This is a genomic window from Salinivibrio sp. YCSC6 (assembly GCF_004916735.1).
Lineage (GTDB): Bacteria > Pseudomonadota > Gammaproteobacteria > Enterobacterales > Vibrionaceae > Salinivibrio > Salinivibrio proteolyticus.
Map to the genome: position 1 here is coordinate 2,419,540 of NZ_CP039516.1, position 16,450 is coordinate 2,435,989.

Annotated in this window: 13 protein-coding genes; 5 read left to right on the plus strand and 8 right to left on the minus strand. The window is 52.4% G+C overall.

The window, feature by feature from the left end:
* Nucleotides 1-56: 56 nt before the first annotated feature.
* From gluQRS to thpR, 4 genes are all read right to left on the minus strand, one after another.
* Nucleotides 57-941, minus strand: coding sequence for a tRNA glutamyl-Q(34) synthetase GluQRS (gluQRS, locus tag E8E00_RS11205; protein ID WP_096630871.1), 885 nt, complete (start codon nt 939-941; stop codon nt 57-59).
* Nucleotides 942-1,107: 166 nt separating this feature from the next.
* Complete coding sequence (dksA, locus tag E8E00_RS11210; protein ID WP_069586438.1) at nt 1,108-1,557, minus strand: RNA polymerase-binding protein DksA; 450 nt, start codon at nt 1,555-1,557, stop codon at nt 1,108-1,110.
* A gap of 124 nt (nt 1,558-1,681) precedes the next feature.
* Complete coding sequence (sfsA, locus tag E8E00_RS11215; protein ID WP_077478976.1) at nt 1,682-2,404, minus strand: DNA/RNA nuclease SfsA; 723 nt, start codon at nt 2,402-2,404, stop codon at nt 1,682-1,684.
* Between the two features lie 2 nt (nt 2,405-2,406).
* Nucleotides 2,407-2,964: an RNA 2',3'-cyclic phosphodiesterase gene (thpR, locus tag E8E00_RS11220; RefSeq protein WP_096630868.1), complete on the minus strand. Its 558-nt coding sequence runs from the start codon at nt 2,962-2,964 to the stop codon at nt 2,407-2,409.
* Between the two features lie 65 nt (nt 2,965-3,029).
* On the opposite strand from thpR, the gene hrpB reads away from it, so the two are divergent.
* Together hrpB and mrcB are read left to right on the plus strand one after the other, a co-directional pair.
* Entirely contained in the window at nt 3,030-5,483 is a 2,454-nt protein-coding gene (hrpB, locus tag E8E00_RS11225; protein ID WP_096630864.1) for an ATP-dependent helicase HrpB, read from the plus strand.
* Nucleotides 5,484-5,491: 8 nt separating this feature from the next.
* Nucleotides 5,492-7,825: a penicillin-binding protein 1B gene (gene mrcB / locus E8E00_RS11230; RefSeq protein ID WP_096630861.1), complete on the plus strand. Its 2,334-nt coding sequence runs from the start codon at nt 5,492-5,494 to the stop codon at nt 7,823-7,825.
* Between the two features lie 84 nt (nt 7,826-7,909).
* Here the strand turns inward: mrcB and E8E00_RS11235 are convergent, their stop codons facing one another.
* The 4 genes from E8E00_RS11235 to E8E00_RS11250 all read right to left on the minus strand — a co-directional run bounded on the left by E8E00_RS11235 (nt 7,910) and on the right by E8E00_RS11250 (nt 13,208).
* Nucleotides 7,910-8,680 (minus strand): ABC transporter permease, encoded by a 771-nt coding sequence (locus E8E00_RS11235; RefSeq protein WP_069586433.1) that lies wholly within the window; start codon nt 8,678-8,680, stop codon nt 7,910-7,912.
* Nucleotides 8,677-9,600, minus strand: coding sequence for an ABC transporter ATP-binding protein (locus E8E00_RS11240; RefSeq protein ID WP_069586432.1), 924 nt, complete (start codon nt 9,598-9,600; stop codon nt 8,677-8,679). The genes E8E00_RS11235 and E8E00_RS11240 overlap by 4 nt, the downstream gene beginning before the upstream one ends.
* A 15-nt stretch (nt 9,601-9,615) precedes the next feature.
* Nucleotides 9,616-11,268 carry a SulP family inorganic anion transporter gene (locus tag E8E00_RS11245; RefSeq protein WP_069586431.1) on the minus strand — a complete coding sequence of 551 codons (1,653 nt, stop codon included), beginning with the start codon at nt 11,266-11,268 and terminating at the stop codon, nt 9,616-9,618.
* Between the two features lie 284 nt (nt 11,269-11,552).
* The gene (locus E8E00_RS11250) at nt 11,553-13,208 is read right to left on the minus strand and encodes a SulP family inorganic anion transporter (RefSeq protein WP_096630858.1); all 1,656 of its coding nucleotides are present in this window, start codon (nt 13,206-13,208) and stop codon (nt 11,553-11,555) included.
* 213 nt (nt 13,209-13,421) lie between these two features.
* Between E8E00_RS11250 and can the strand changes: the two genes are divergently transcribed.
* The 3 genes from can to secD all read left to right on the plus strand — a co-directional run bounded on the left by can (nt 13,422) and on the right by secD (nt 16,448).
* Nucleotides 13,422-14,096 carry a carbonate dehydratase gene (gene can, locus E8E00_RS11255; RefSeq protein ID WP_096630856.1) on the plus strand — a complete coding sequence of 225 codons (675 nt, stop codon included), beginning with the start codon at nt 13,422-13,424 and terminating at the stop codon, nt 14,094-14,096.
* 57 nt (nt 14,097-14,153) lie between these two features.
* Nucleotides 14,154-14,564 carry a hypothetical protein gene (locus E8E00_RS11260; protein ID WP_136588385.1) on the plus strand — a complete coding sequence of 137 codons (411 nt, stop codon included), beginning with the start codon at nt 14,154-14,156 and terminating at the stop codon, nt 14,562-14,564.
* A gap of 105 nt (nt 14,565-14,669) precedes the next feature.
* On the plus strand, nt 14,670-16,448 hold the full coding sequence (gene secD / locus E8E00_RS11265) for a protein translocase subunit SecD (protein WP_096630850.1): 1,779 nt from the start codon (nt 14,670-14,672) through the stop codon (nt 16,446-16,448).
* The last annotated feature ends 2 nt before the right edge of the window (nt 16,449-16,450 follow it).

Consider the following 16,450-nt stretch of genomic DNA (forward strand, 5'->3'; position numbering starts at 1 on the left):
TCATTTACAGTTCGGGCCATGAAACAGCGGCATATAATATATCAGGGTGGGAAATTTTAGAATGCTGTCTTTACCTCTGTTTCCCGTGGCAGGGTGGCTATTGACCATCTTTTTACTGCTTCTGCCAATAATTCTCCCGGTTTCGCCGAGCGCCAATCCGGAGAAAATGGCATTCCCAAAAACGCTAATGCGGCTAGCAACGCTGGCATTGGGTCGGCGCGATTAATCGCGGGAGCATGATTCTGCTTAGATAATTTGTTCCCATCGGCATTGACTGCCAAGGGCAAGTGTAGATAGCGTGGCGCCACCTTACCCAGCTTTTGATATAAGGCAATGTGACGCCCTGTGGGCATAATTAAATCCGCGCCGCGCACCACATCCGTAATGCCTTGGTCAATGTCATCCAAGACCACCGCGAGATTATAGGCATACAGACCATCACGCCGTTTGATAATAAAGTCTTCACGGGCAAGTGCCGCATCCATGTCTAGCGTACCGTGAAGCCGGTCCTCAAAGGCGAGGATTGCTACCGGGCTTTTTAAACGTACCGCCGCTTGCTCTGGCCCGTGATGCTTCTCTCGGCATGTCCCTAAATAGATGCCACCTGCCGCTTTAATTTGTTTACGTGTGCACGTGCAATAGTACGCCTCGCCCGAGGCTAACCACGCATCAATCTGCGCTTGATAATCAAGCAAGTGCTCACTTTGATACCGCACCGCACCATCCCAATGCAGCCCATAGGCTTCGAGTGTTTGCAAAATATCACTCGCTGCCCCTGCAACCTCTCGCGGCGGATCAATATCTTCGATTCTCACCAGCCATTGTCCATCGTGAGCGCGTGCATCTAAGTAGGAGCCTAGCGCAGCGACCAAGGAACCAAAATGCAAAGGGCCGGACGGTGAAGGCGCAAAGCGGCCAATATAGTGCGTGTGCGAGGTCATGATAAGCGGGCAATCAAGGGCATAAGCCTAGTGGCAACAAGGAATAGCGCAAATTGTACGGGGATATAGCCTGAACACAAGCATACCAAGACACAAAAAGGGAGCCGAAGCTCCCTTTTATCCAATTGGGTATACCGCCAATTCACTGCATTGGCTGTCGGGGCAATTAGCCCGCCATTTGCTTTTCTTTAAGCTCAGCAAGCGTTTTGCAGTCGATACATAGCTCGGCGGTCGGACGCGCTTCAAGGCGACGAATACCGATTTCCACACCGCACGAGTCACAAAAACCGAAGTCATCGTCTTCAATGCGTTGTAGGGTTTTGTCGATTTTTTTGATCAACTTGCGCTCACGATCGCGGTTACGCAGCTCCAAACTGAACTCCTCTTCCTGCGCCGCTCGGTCAACAGGATCGGGAAAGTTTGCCGCTTCGTCTTTCATATGGTTAACCGTACGATCGACTTCTTCCCTGAGCTGATTACGCCACGCGTTGAGGATTTTACGGAAATGCTCGAGCTGTGGCTCGCCCATATATTCCTCACCAGGCTTCTCCTGGTATGGCTCTAATCCGGCAATGGCCAGGATGCCCAGCGATTTCTTTTCTTTGCTTTCTGGCATTCAGCTTCTCCTAAAAACACCTTGACATGACCCGTGTCAGTCAAATGAGGGCGCTATCTATATCAGAAAGCCTATAGGGTGGCAATCTTTGATTTACGCCCTGCTACGCCCAGTGTGAACATGTCTACACTTTTGCTGTATTCGCAACAAAAGGTACGGAATTAACCAGTATTAGCTCACTTGGCGACAACTCAGCTTGGTAACAAATTACTTCCACACCCGCCGCCACCGCGTCATTTAATAACTGATTATAGTCCGCGTCGATATGGGGGGCACCGGTGACTTTTTCAATCCCTGAATGCAAAACAGCAAACAGTAATACGGCACGATGGCCTTGTTCGACCATTGAAATCAGTTCACGCAGATGCTTTTGCCCTCGGGTTGATACCGCATCTGGGAAGGCTCCCCAGCCATCCTCCTCTAATAAGGTGACACTCTTTACTTCTATATAGCAGTCCGTTTTGTCATCGTCACGTAATAGAAGGTCTATGCGACTGTTTTCGCTGCCATAGCGTACTTCTGTCTGTAATTGTGCGTAGCCAGCTAGTTCAGGAATACGCCCAGCCTCAATCGCCTCGACCACTAAGGTGTTGGCGCGGGCCGTATTGACACAAATCCAGTGACCTTGCTGAGTGTAATTGAGCTCCCAACTATGCGGATATTTACGCTTTGCATTGTCCGATGTGGAATACCACACGGTATCGCCGGGGGTTGCACAACCCGTCATAGCGCCTGTATTGGCACAATGCATCGTCAAGGTATCGCCATTGGCCAGCGTGACATCGGTTAAAAAGCGTTTATAACGGCGCACTAAGGTGGCCGACTGGAGTGGTGGCGAAAACTGCATGCTCAATTCCTGCTAGTAAGATCAAACGCATGTAAGCATTGGTATAAGGCTATCCCCGCACTATCACGCGGGCCATGTGTGGCTTGATGAGAAGGCGAAGCGTAGAGACCAAAGCGTTGGCAAGTAAATGTTAGCGACGGTAGCGGCGGTCCGTCCAAATCTTGAACGGTTTTAACCCCTCGACGTAACGTGATGTGAGGAGTAAACGCATGACTATCACGCTGTGCTGACCAAGCTGCTAACTGGCTTAAGCGATGGGCCAGATCGCACAACATAGCGGGCGGCGTCGCGACGGTGGCACAAGCGATGTTTGGCCCTGACCAGACGGCTAATTGTGATAATGTCAGGGAAAATGAGGAGAGACGAATAGCGTTGGCCTCTTCATACAACGCTGGTAACACCGACTCCGGCACGTCTCCTAAAAACGCTAGCGTGAGGTGCAAGTTGGCGTCAGGCACGGCGCGCCCTTCCCCCGATAGCTGATTTTTATAGTCAGCCAGCGCCTTTCTGGCAGCAAGATTCACGCTCTCATTCAAGCCCAGCGCGAAAAATACTCGCATGGGGTCTCCTTTTCCGTCTGGTTCGTTAAAATAACTGCTTTGATTCTGACACAAAGGGCAAACGCTTGTCTCAGCTTCCGATTGATGCCGTGATTCCGCCGTTAATTGACGGCTTGCGCCAGTACCCACAAATCATTCTATCGGCACCACCGGGCGCCGGTAAGTCAACGCGCCTGCCACTCGCCCTGCTCGAACGCACCTCGTTAACCGGCAAAATCCTACTCCTTGAACCAAGACGTTTAGCTGCGCGAAACATCGCTGCTTTTTTAGCGCAACAGTTAAATGAACCAGTTGGACAGACCGTGGGACTGAGAATGCGTGGCCACACACAAGTCAGTGCCAACACCCGCTTAGAAGTAGTTACCGAAGGTGTCCTGACGCGCTTACTGCAACAAGACCCCATGCTGGAAGACGTAAGCCTGATCCTGTTCGATGAGTTTCACGAGCGCAGTTTACACGCCGATCTAGCGCTGGCCCTAAGCCTCGACAGCCAAGCGGGCCTGCGCGAAGACTTACGTTTAATTGTGATGTCAGCGACCTTAGACAATCACGCCTTATGTCAATGTCTGCCTGACGCATTGGTACTCGCTACCGAAGGGCGCAGCTTTCCAATTCACTATCACTATCAGCCAATCGCTCGTCGTGACCAGTGGGAAAGTGCGGTGGCACGCGCTAGTCTCGACTTTATCCGACAACACTCAGGCTCGGCACTGATGTTTTTACCCGGGATGCAGGCAATACGCCGCGTCCATCAAGCGCTACAAAACACGCTTCCCGACGACATGGATTTACACCTGCTTCACGGTAGCCTCGACTTTTCAGCGCAGCAAGCGGCTATCGCACCTGCACCCAAGGGAAGGAGAAAATTGGTACTGACCACCAATATTGCAGAAACCAGTTTGACGATTGATGGGGTTAAGCTGGTCATTGATTCGGGTCTTGAACGTTTGGTGACCCACCACGCGCAGACGGGTATCGATAAGCTCGTCACTCGGCATATTGCGCGCAGCTCTGCAGTTCAGCGTGCTGGACGGGCCGGACGACTCAGCGAGGGACATTGCTTACGTCTTTATAGTGAGGAGCAATTCCAGCGTCTGCCTGCGACCCCTGATGCACCGATTCTGCGTGAAGACTTAACCGACTTGGCCCTGAATGTTATCCAATGGGGCTGTGACGTCCAAGATTTACACTGGCTTGACGCGCCCCCCGCGAAACATTGGCAAGCTGCCTGCCAAAGACTGACACAATTAGGCCTGACGGATACACGACAGACATTCACCGCGCTCGGGCAACGGGCTAGCCAATTGGCCGCCCAACCTCGCGCTGCAGCGATGCTCGCACGCGTGGAAACGGCCGCCACATCAGTGCAATCGACCGCTTGCTGGTTAGCCGCTTGGGTGGATAAACCGGTCAGAGGAAACGGATCATTATCGCTTATCGATCAGGTGCGCGCCGCGATGTCATCGCGAGAGCACCAGTCACGGGCCAAGTCGCTGGCTCACGCACTTGGCATCCGTTTGACCCACACACTTGATGAGCAGGCATTGCCGTTATTGGCCGCTTTCGTTTGGCCCGATCGCATTGCGCAATCACGTGGGCAATCGGGGCGCTTTGTGATGGCAAATGGTCACGGCGTCACACTCGACAGCCAGGATCCCCTGAGCCATGCGGACACGCTGGTGATCTGTGATGTGATGGCCAGCGAGCGCAGCGATAGCCGGGCCTACTGCGCCATTGCGTTATCCCTAACGTCCTTGAATGAGGCTCGTCCCGATTTGTTTACACACCGAGAAGTGATCGCGTGGGATGAACAGCGTGGCACGCTACGCGCAGAAAAACAGCAATGTTTGGGAGAGCTGGTGCTTAGTCGTCAACCGCTTGATACGCTCACCGCGGAGCAGCAAGTGCAAGGGTTGCTTGATGCGGTTCATCAAAAAGGCCTTCAGGCATTGAATTGGCAGCCAGAAAGTCAGTCCTTACTCACACGGGCGCGCTGCGCACAGGCGTGGGGGCTCGACATTGCGCTACCGCCTTTAAGCGATGCGGACTTGCTTAACACCCTTGATACATGGCTTGCGCCGTTTATGCATGGCCTGTCGCGTTGGCAAGCACTTAAACAGTTGGATCTAAAACCAGTACTCGAAGCTTGGTTTGGGTATGAGACGATGCAACAACTTAACGCCGCCCTACCCACTCACCTAACGGTGCCGACTGGCTCTCGCTATCGATTACGCTACGAGCCTAACAAGGCACCGGTTTTGGCGGTGAAGATGCAAGAGATGTACGGACAAGCGCAAACACCGACGCTTGCCAATGGTAAGGTAGCGGTCCAGCTTGAGCTGTTGTCCCCTGCCGGACGACCGTTACAAATAACCCAAGATTTAGCGGGCTTTTGGCAAGGGGCCTATAAAGAGGTGCAAAAAGAAATGAAGGGACGCTACCCTAAACACCTTTGGCCGGATGACCCAGCCAATCATGTGCCCACACGCAAAACGAAACGCCATTTTAACCAGAGTTAACCGATTGTATGGCTAATAAAAAAACACGCACAAGCACTAAGAAACGCACTGCGCCGACCCGTCGCACTAAAAAAGCGACCGCCAAGCCAAGCTGGACCAAGCGCTTACTTGCCTTCGGCTTTAAATGCAGTTTGGTCGGTATAGCGGCTATCGTTATCCTCGGTATTTACTTAGATGGCAAAATCCAAGACAAATTTAGTGGTCAAATTTGGCAGCTCCCGGGCGTTGTCTATGGCCGTGTGATTAGCCTGTCACCGGGAAGCGATTTTTCCTTGGTTCAGTTGCGCCAGCAGCTAGATGCACTCAACTACCAAAAAGTGCGTACCCCCAAGCGCCCCGGTGAATACTCAGCGTCGCAGACACGGTTAGAAATAATCCGCCGTCCGTTCGACTTTGAAGACGGTCCGGCCACCGCTCGGCACGCCATGCTAAGCTTTAACGGCAACCAAGTGACCAAAATCACCGAGGTAAGCAGCAACCAACCGCTTGGACTGTTGCGTATCGAACCCAAGTTATTGGGGATGATGGAGTCTGGGATCCACGAACAGCGTTTATTTTTACCCCGGGAGCGCTTTCCTGAATTTCTGGTAGAAGCCCTGATCACAACCGAAGATCGCGACTTTTACCACCACGAGGGGGTCTCTCCAACGGGGATATTGCGAGCCTTGGTGGCCAATATTCGTGCAGGTCGCACTGTACAAGGTGGCTCAACCCTCACCCAACAACTCGCCAAAAACCTGTTCCTAACCCGTGACCGCACCTTGTGGCGAAAAGTCCAAGAAGCCTACATGGCACTGTTGCTCGATTTTCGGTACAGCAAAGATAAAATCCTCGAGGCTTACCTCAATGAAGTGTATCTCGGTCAAAACCGCGGTGAACCTGTGCATGGATTTCCATTGGGCGCCAGGCTCTACTTTGGACGTCCCATCAACGAGCTGCGCGTTGACCAACTTGCGTTGTTGGTTGGCATGGTCAAGGGGCCGTCTTATTACAACCCGTTCCGTCATCCCGAGCGCGCGAAAACTCGTCGCGATCTCGTTTTACGGTTAATGATGGAGCAAAACCTACTCACCAGCGCAGACTATGATGCGGCCGCCAGCCGCCCGCTAGATATTCAAAGCACGCCTTCGCTGGCAAGCCCCCAACCGGCTTACTTTGATCAACTCAAAGAAGAAATTCGTCAAAAGGTCGGCGACAAATACGCTGCTGGTGCTGGCCTGCGCATATTCACCACCCTCGATCCTGTCTCTCAACAGGCCATCGAACGAGCGGTGACCACTAAGGTCAAAGCATTAAAAGGACGGGCCGGTAACCAATTAGAGGCCGCAGCAGTGATTGCCGACCGTCGCAGTGGAGAAGTTCGCGCCATGGTTGGCGGCGCCAAGCCCGGTTTCGCCGGATTTAACCGCGCCCTGAACGCAAAACGCCCGATCGGATCATTGGCCAAACCTGCGGTGTATCTCGCGGCATTAAGCCATCCGACCCGTTTTCAGCTTACCAGCGACATTGACGACAAACCCATTCGTCTTGAGGGCAGTCAAGGCAGCAGTTGGCAACCGCGAAACTATGACCGCCAATACCGAGGCAGTGTGTCTTTGCTCACGGCACTGGCCAAGTCGTATAACGTGCCCACGGTGAACCTCGGCATGCAACTGGGCTTAGGTGAAGTGATTGACACCTTCGGCAAGCTGGGTGCCAATACTGATGCCATTCCACGCGTGCCATCCGTGCTGCTTGGTACATTTAGCATGAGTCCGTTTGACGTTACTCAAATGTATCAAACCCTCGGCAGTGCTGGTCAGCGCGCGCCTCTCACCGCACTACGGGCTGTGACGACCAAAGAAGGCCATAGTCTTTATCGCAACTGGCCCAAAGCAGAACGTGTCGTACCAGAGCAAGCCGGTTGGTTAACCTTATATGCGATGAAACAAGTCGTTCAACAAGGAACGGGCCGCTACTTGCAGCAACATCATGGCCAGTTTGCACTCGCCGGTAAAACAGGTACAACCGACGATAACCGTGATAGCTGGTTTGTTGGCATGGATGATAAGGAAGTCACCACTATTTGGTTAGGCCGTGATGACAACCAATCAACGGGACTGACCGGTGCATCAGGGGCGTTACGTGTCTATGACGATTACCTCACGCGCCGCGGTGCGAGCAACCTCAGCGTAGCGTGGCCTGCACAAGTCACTACGGTCACCGTGCAGCATAACGCGAGTCGCTATCAACTGGACTGTTACGGTAACCAAAAACTCCCTATGTGGGATCCGAGTGGTGAGTTGGCGAAACGGTGTGATAAACCAGACCCAGTCGGATGGCTGAAAGGCTTGTTTAACTAAACCAAAAAGCCCCAGTTTGGATAGCTGGGGCTTTTTTAACGATCAATCAAATAGCGCGTCATCTTAGCGATGATTACCCCTCGCTTAGCTGCGCAATCCGGTGCCGCGAGAAATTAATCCCCATGCCAAGGCATACAGCCCCGCAATAAACAGCAGTAAGACACCAAACGAGGTGGTAATCCCCACATCCGAGACACCCAAAAAGCCGTAACGGAAGGCGTTAACCATATACACAATCGGGTTCAGTTTTGACACGCCCTGCCAAAACTCTGGCAACAGTGATAGCGAGTAAAAGACCCCGCCTAAATAGGTCAATGGCGTGAGGACAAAGGTTGGGATCAAGCTTATATCGTCGAAGGTTTTGGCGAAGATAGCATTGATTAATCCCCCCAGCGCAAACACCGCCGACGTCAGCACCACGGTCGTAATAACAATCAGAGGGTGCGCGATTTGCAAGTCGACAAAAAAGAGCGATGTCATGGTCACCAAGGCTCCCACAGCCAAGCCGCGACACATGCCACCACCAATGTAGCCGGCAATGATCACGTAGTTTGGAATCGGCGCGACCAACAACTCCTCAATATTATGTTGGAACTTGGCACTAAAGAAGGACGATGCCACATTCGAGTAAGAGTTGGTGATCACCGACATCATGATAAGCCCGGGCACGATGTACTCCATGTAAGTGAAGCCTTCCATTTCACCAATTCGAGAGCCAATCAGGTTACCGAAAATAATAAAATAGAGGCTCATGGTAATCGCTGGTGGCACCAAGGTCTGTACCCAAATACGCGTAAAGCGGACCACTTCTTTGTGGATCAGGGTACGAAAAGCGACCCAATACAAGGCATTCATGCGTGGCCCTCCCCGTTTTGCTGAATCAAGGTGACAAACAACTCCTCAAGACGATTCGCCTTGTTTCGCATCGACAGCACTTGCACACCTTGTTGCGACAATTGTTCGAATACCGGCGTCAGTCCGACTGATTTATTCACCTCCACTTCAAGGGTGTTAGTGTCGGTTTTTTGCCAATTCACGCCCTCTAAGGTGCTGAGCTTATGTCCGGGCTGCAAATCAAGAATGAAGGTTTCCGCGTCCAACTTGGCAAGCAGTGCTTTCATGGACGTGTCTTCCACCAGCTCACCCCGATTGATGATACCGATATTTCGACACAGCATCTCCGCCTCTTCGAGATAGTGGGTGGTCAAAATAATAGTGATTCCTTGGCGGTTTATCTCACTGAGAAAATCCCACATCGAGCGACGCAGTTCGATATCCACCCCAGCTGTCGGCTCGTCCAAGATCAATAAGCGAGGCTCGTGCATTAACGCGCGGGCAATCATCAAACGACGCTTCATCCCGCCCGATAAGTTCCGTGCCGGCTCATGGCGTTTATCCCACAAGTCGAGCTGAGAGAGATATTTTTTCGCACGCTCTTTGGCCTGAGCACGCGGCACACCGTAGTATCCAGCTTGGTTCACCACAATCTGCTGCACTTTTTCAAACTGGTTAAAGTTAAACTCTTGCGGCACAAGGCCAATTTGCTTTTTGGCTTCCACCTTTTGCGTGTCTAAGTCGTAGCCAAAAATGCTCACCTGACCTTGGGTCTTGTTGACCAGTGAGCTCAATATGCCAATGGTGGTCGATTTTCCCGCCCCATTAGGCCCCAATAGCGCATAAAAATCGCCCTCCTCCACGGAGAGCGATACCCCTTTAAGCGCCTTGACATTGGACCCGTACGTTTTCACCAGGTCCTTAATTTCGATTGCTTTCATAAGCTCCCGTTACGTTTAAGCCATAACTTCGGTCACTTTGTGCGCGGCGCGTAATGCGTCATAACGGCTATCAAAGGTGTGGTCGTCAGTGAGCCAATTTTTTACATGCAAGCGCTCTAATTGGTCCCGCGTTTTTTGGTGGGGACAGAGCAAAAAGACTTGGCAATTCACGTCTAACGCATCTTTGATGGCATTTTCCAGCGCTAGACCGACAGTCATATCAATCATGGGCACGTCGCTAAGGTCGAGGATCATGACATCAAATTCCTCAATTTTGCTATGTTGACGTGCAATCGCTTTTGAGACACTGAATATCATTGGGCCTGAGAGGTAGAAAAACAACACTTTTCCGTTCGCGCTGTCTAATAAGGCACGCTCCATATCGTTAAGCGGTACATCGTCCTCATCGGCATCACTGATCGCTTTCACCTGCTTTTCTTGCTCTCGGCTCAGGTGTTCAATCGCGATAATATTGGCGATAAACACCCCAACGCCGACTGCGACAATCAAGTCCACCAGTACGGTCAGCACCATCACACCATACATGATAACGGTTTGATGCAAACTGACTTTATGCGCACGCTGAATGAAGGTGCGGTCGAGAATATTAAAACCGACATAAATCGCGATACCCGCCAATACCGCCATCGGAATGGGCTCGGTCAGAAAGCCAGCGACTAAGATGACCGCCGCGAGCAAGAGTGCACGGATTATGGCCGACAACGGAGAGCGTCCCCCCACCTGCACATTGACGACCGTCCCCATGGTACCGCCAGCCCCTGGCAACGCGCCGAATAACCCAGCAACCATATTCGCTAACCCTTGGCCGCGTAACTCTTTGTCCGAGTCATGTTCCTCGCGAGTGAGTGAATCGGCAATCACCGCTGACAATAAGGTATCAATACAGCCTAAGGTCCCGAGTACCAAGGCATCGACCATCATGGTGGTGAGCATTTCACTGTTAAATTGAGGCAACACCAAGGTCGGCAGCCCGGTTGGGATCTCACCAATCCGGCGAATCGCTGCCAAATCAAACCATGCAATCGACAGTAAAGTGACCACAACGAGCGCAACCAGCTGCACCGGCATATAGCGCCGGTAACGCTGTGGAAAGGAGAACAAAATACCCAGTGTCACCAGCCCCAACAGTAATTCGCTTTGCTGAGTGTGAGCAATCAGATCGGGAAGACTTTTAAGCGTGCCTAACACCCCGCCATCAGGCGTGGCTTGGCCCAGCAAGGGTGGCAGTTGGAGAATAATCAGGATAACGCCAATCCCCGACATAAAACCGGAAATCACGCTGTAGGGCATTAAGGTCACGTATTTGCCCAGTTTGAGCGTCCCCAATATCACTTGGAACAGGCCGGCCATCATCACCACGGTAAAGCCCATTGCCATGCCGCCCTCGGGATAGCGCGACACCATGGTAGTGAGCACCGCGGTCATAATCACCGTCATCGGCCCAGTTGGCTCAGAGATAAGCGTTGAAGAGCCACCAAATAAAGCAGCAAACAAGCCCACTAAAATGGCGCCCCACATTCCGGCTTCCGCCCCCGCCCCTGACGCTACCCCGAACGCCAGCGAGAGGGGCAAAGAGATAACCGCCGTGGTGACGCCCCCAAACAGGTCCCCTTTGAGGGTCCAGTTTTTGAATCGTTCGAATTTCAAAACCTTTGATCCTTTCAAGTCGTATGCAGTTTCACGGCCATGACGGCTTTACTCACTGGCACGGGACTCACCCGGTGCGCGGGCGCCAGTATATAGGAATGTGTGTAAGATCAAATCAGGTAGGAAAACACGTGGTCAAGTTTCAAGCAAATGATTCGAAATGCGTAGAAATGTGGCAAATTTAAAATAAAAGCATTGTAAAATAAGGTTTGCCAAAAACTTAGCATCGCTAAAAAATCGCGAAAAGCGCGACATCACCGTCAAGGCCACGTCGCGCTATGAGGTTATGGCATTACTTCAACTAACCGGTTAGCCGCTTCGAGCGCCGGCTTACGTGTGGTGAAAATGTGCGCATCGCGAACCCAATCACCTATGTGTAAGCGCTGCAATTGCTCACGCGTTTCGTCATGTGGACACAGTAAAAACACCGTACAATTCGCTTCTCGTGCATCTTTGATCGCGTTTTCGAGCGCCAGCCCAACGGTCATATCCAGCATAGGCACATCACTTAAGTCCAAAATCATCACACGGAACTCATTGATATGCGCATGCTGACGCGCAATGGCTTTAGAGACGCTGAAAATCATGGGGCCGGATAAATAGAAGAACAGTACTTGTCCATTACTGGCATCTAAAAGGGCACGCTCCTCATCATTGAGCGGTACTTCGTCATCCTCGGCATCACTGATTGCGCGCACTTGTTTCGCTTGCTCGCGACTGAGTCGTTCTATTACCAGTAAGTTAGCGATAAAGACCCCTAATCCCACCGCCACGATTAAGTCAACGAACACAGTCAGTGCCATCACGCCATACATGATCCCCGTCTGCTGCAAACTAATTTTGTGGGCGCGATGCAAAAAGCTCCAATCTAAAATATTAAAGCCGACATACAAGGCGATGCCCGCCAACACTGCCATCGGGATGGGCGCGGTCAACGCGCCGGCCACCAACACCACCGCAGCCAGAATAAGCGCCCGCAAAATGCCCGACAGCGGCGAACGCGCCCCCACTTGGACATTGACCACCGTACCCATGGTAGCCCCCGCGCCGGGCAAGGCGCCAAATAGCCCTGCGATCATATTGGCAATGCCTTGTCCGCGCAGCTCACGGTCCGAGTCATGCTCTTGTCTGGTCAGCGAGTCCGCAATCACGGCGGTTAACAGGGTATCAATACAGCCGAGCGTCCCGAGCACCAGTGCATCTATGACCATGGCGGTAAAATGCTCGGGGGTGATATGGGGGATCAAGAGCGACGGCAGGCCGGTTGGGATCTCACCAATTCGACGAATGCTGTCCGAATCAAAGAGTACCACCGACACCAAGGTAATACTGACAAGCGCCACGAGTTGCGCGGGAATGAAACGACGGTATTTGGCGGGAAAGTAAAACAAAATTCCTAGCGTGAGCGCGCCGAGAAAGACTTCTTTAATGTCGGCATTGACCAGTAAATCTGGCAAGGCTTTTAAGGTACCGAGGACACCGCCCGATGGCGCAGCTTGCCCTAATAGCGGCGCAAGTTGGAGCAGAATCAATATCACGCCAATACCCGACATAAACCCAGAAACGACACTGTAGGGCATTAAAGTCACGTACTTGCCTAAGCGCAGACTGCCAATCAGTACTTGGAATGCGCCGGCCATCATCACCACGGTAAAGCCCATTGCCAAGCCACCTTCCGGGTAGCGTGCCATCATGGCAGTTAATACCGCCGTCATGATCACCGTCATGGGGCCGGTCGGCTCTGAGATCAGGGTGGATGAGCCACCAAAAAGCGATGCAAAAAGCCCAACTAAGATGGCTCCCCAGAGTCCAGCTTCTGCACCGGCGCCTGAGGCGACACCAAAGGCTAACGCCAAAGGCAATGAAATAATGGCAGTCGTCACGCCGCCGAACAGATCGCCCTTTAATGACAGTTGTGCAAATCGTCCTTTATCAAACACGCACTACCTCTACTGCGGTTAAGATCATGATGGAGCGAACAGTATACGAATTTTCTCGCATTAACCTATCCGAGCAGTGGCCCGCGCCGTTAACAGCGTGATCGCTCGGGCGTCATAAATGTAAAAACATGTGAATATTGATCTCAGTATATTTCACGGCGTAACAGTGAGGTATAGTGGCAATTGATATGTTTGCCAAAAGACACGTTACCCATGGCCAAAATCAAAGCTTTATTTGCTAACAACAGAGCATGGTCGCAAGATATTCGCGACAGTAACCCCCAGTTTTTTGCCAACTTGGCCCAAGAACAACATCCTGAATACCTCTGGATTGGCTGTGCTGATAGCCGCGTACCCGCCGAGCGCCTTACAGGATTAGACTCGGGTGAGTTGTTTGTTCACCGCAATGTCGCCAATCAAGTGATTCACACCGATCTCAATTGTTTATCTGTGGTGCAGTACGCCGTCGATGTCCTGCAAATCAAGCACATTATTGTCTGTGGTCATTATGGGTGTGGTGGTGTCCACGCGGCCATCGATAATCCAGAGCTTGGTTTGATCAATAACTGGCTGCTTCACATTCGCGATTTGTATCTCAAACACAAACATTATCTCGGCTGCCTGCCGCCACAAGAGCGCGGTAATCGCCTGTGTGAAATCAATGTGGCTGAGCAAGTGTATCATCTGGGTAATTCCACCATTTTGCGTGCAGCGTGGGAGCGCGGCCAAGACGTGAAAGTACATGGTTGGTTCTACAACACCACCGACGGTATTTTGCGCGATTTAGGCATGACCGCAGATAGCCGCGAGTCGCTGGAAGTGAACTACCAAGCGGCGATGAGTCATTTAGTACCCGACTCTGCCGCGCCGGTTTCTTGTGAGAATTGACACATTGCTGACACAGTCACACTTGTGATCGCGACTTAATCGTCGTACAACACCGCCATGACTCCGATCGCGCACGCTTCATCATCAACAACGCACCGCTCTCCGCTCACCATGTGGCTGATGGCGGGCATGATGCTGTTTGCGGTACTGGTCAATGTGGCAGCGCAAGCGCAGGTTTCACCGTTCCGATCCAGCAGCCAAGTCCATGCCCTTCAGCAAACACCGGCGCTCGTTTCTACCGCGAGAGCCAGTGTTGCCTTGCCTGCGGCCTTGCCTGACGACGATACCCAACCGCCACATTTAGTCGCGATTCTTCCTCCCCCGCACATTCACCTTGCTTGGCACCTGATTGCCTTTTTGTGCACACTTGGGGTGTGTCTGCCACGCCAGTATCTTGCCTTTTCGCTCCCCCGCCTTGGTGGCTGGCGAGAACACAACCTGCAATATCGCTTTATTCATTCGCGTTAATCGTTCGCTTTCCTAAAGGCCGTTGCGCCTTTCCCCCAATCACAATATCGAGCTGACGCTTGGTATTAGGTTTTGCTGTGCGTGATGCACAGCCAAGGAGAACGAATGAATAAATTATCCCCCGTTAATCGCTATTCTTTATGGCACTACGCCGCATTAGTCCTGATGTTGATCGTCCTGACCGTGCAGGCGTTACCAAGCTTTTTTGGCGACCACCCAGTGGTGAGCGTGTCGCATCACTCGCACCAGGGACTGCAAAACTGGCTGAAAACTCATCCCGAGGCCGTGAGTGAAGTGCGTTATGACTCGCAAGGGACGGTTACCTTAATCACGCCCGATATTAGCCAGCAACAGAACGTACAACAGCAATTAAAAGGCACTCTAGGGCCAGACGCGGAAATCACCCTCGATTATTTGTCCGCAGCACCCACATGGCTGTCGCGCCTCGGCGCCGAGCCGGTAAAACTAGGGCTCGATCTGCGTGGCGGTGTACAGTTGTTACTTTGGGTTGATACCGACCAAGCACTCGCCCATCAAGCCGAGGCGTTAGTGCAAGGACTCAACCTTTGGTTAGACAGTCAGCACTTACCCGCTAACGCCACGGTCAACACCAAAGATAACACCACGGTGCAATTGCCGATGCTCAGTGCCCGCGATCGCAGCAAAGCCAGCGCTTGGTTTACCGAGCATTATCCGCAATGGCGATTCAATAGCACCGCAAATGGCTGGCAGATGACCGATACCGAGCAAGACGCGATGAGTCATCAAGCCGTGCGTCAGAATATCGATATTCTTCGCAAACGTATCGACGCCTTAGGCGTGGCTGAGGCGAGTGTACAACGTCAGGGTAAAGACTATATTCGTATCGAACTGCCCGGGGTGCACGATCCCAAGCAAGCAAAAAATGTTATTGGCGCGACAGCCTCACTCGCGTTCTATGCCCTCGATGCCGCAAGCCCGAAACGCCTGTATGACGCACAGCACAATGTGGTGCCGTTAGCACGTCATGCCATTTTGGGTGGGGAACACATTATTGATGCACGTACCAGCGTTGATGAAATGCGTCGTCCACAGGTTGATATTCGCTTGGATGGCCCCGGTGGTGAGACCATGTTGGCCTTTACCCGACGTCACTTGGGCGATCCCATGGCTACTGTGTACCGTGAGTATCAAGCCAATGAGCAAGGTGAGCTGGTTGCCAATGAACGGGTGATCAACGTTGCGACAATTCAAAGTGCGCTCAGCGATCGGTTCCGGATCACGGGCCTATCGAGCCCAGAAGAAGCCCGTAACCTCTCGATGTTGTTGCGCGCTGGCGCCCTCACCGCGCCGATTAAAATCGTTGAAGAACGCGCGATTGGCCCGACCTTGGGCGCCGATAATATCAAGGCCGGATTTTCTGCACTGGCCGTTGGCATGATAGGTATGGCTATCTTTATGATGCTTTGGTATCGCCGCTTCGGATGGGTCGCGATTGTCTCGCTGGTTGCCAACTTGATGATGCAAGTCGGCCTACTCGCGCTGCTGCCCGGCGCAGTGCTGACCCTACCCGGCATCGCCGGTTTAGTGTTAACCGTGGGGATGGCGGTCGATACCAATGTACTTATCTTTGAGCGTATTCGCGATCGCTTACGTGCCGGCGCAAGCCTAGCCAATGCGATTGATACGGGTTATCGAGCGGCCTTTAGCACGATTTTTGACGCCAATATCACCACCTTAATTTCTGCGGTCTGCTTGTATGCGGTCGGCTCAGGCCCATTACAAGGATTTGCCACCACACTGATCCTGGGACTGTGCGCCAGCATGATAAGTGGCATTGTCGGCACGCGAGCCATCATCAACCCAATTTGGGGACGCGACCGCCGCCGCGCCGTGACCATTTAAGG

What these genes read in the sequence shown, in the direction of transcription:
- can (WP_096630856.1), top strand. Translation starts at nt 13,422, where the DNA reads ATGGCCAAAATCAAAGCTTTATTTGCTAACAACAGAGCATGGTCGCAA.
- thpR (WP_096630868.1), bottom strand. Translation starts at nt 2,964, where the DNA reads ATGCGAGTATTTTTCGCGCTGGGCTTGAATGAGAGCGTGAATCTTGCT.
- sfsA (WP_077478976.1), bottom strand. Translation starts at nt 2,404, where the DNA reads ATGCAGTTTTCGCCACCACTCCAGTCGGCCACCTTAGTGCGCCGTTAT.
- E8E00_RS11260 (WP_136588385.1), top strand. Translation starts at nt 14,154, where the DNA reads ATGACTCCGATCGCGCACGCTTCATCATCAACAACGCACCGCTCTCCG.
- dksA (WP_069586438.1), bottom strand. Translation starts at nt 1,557, where the DNA reads ATGCCAGAAAGCAAAGAAAAGAAATCGCTGGGCATCCTGGCCATTGCC.
- secD (WP_096630850.1), top strand. Translation starts at nt 14,670, where the DNA reads ATGAATAAATTATCCCCCGTTAATCGCTATTCTTTATGGCACTACGCC.
- gluQRS (WP_096630871.1), bottom strand. Translation starts at nt 941, where the DNA reads ATGACCTCGCACACGCACTATATTGGCCGCTTTGCGCCTTCACCGTCC.
- E8E00_RS11240 (WP_069586432.1), bottom strand. Translation starts at nt 9,600, where the DNA reads ATGAAAGCAATCGAAATTAAGGACCTGGTGAAAACGTACGGGTCCAAT.
- E8E00_RS11235 (WP_069586433.1), bottom strand. Translation starts at nt 8,680, where the DNA reads ATGAATGCCTTGTATTGGGTCGCTTTTCGTACCCTGATCCACAAAGAA.
- mrcB (WP_096630861.1), top strand. Translation starts at nt 5,492, where the DNA reads ATGGCTAATAAAAAAACACGCACAAGCACTAAGAAACGCACTGCGCCG.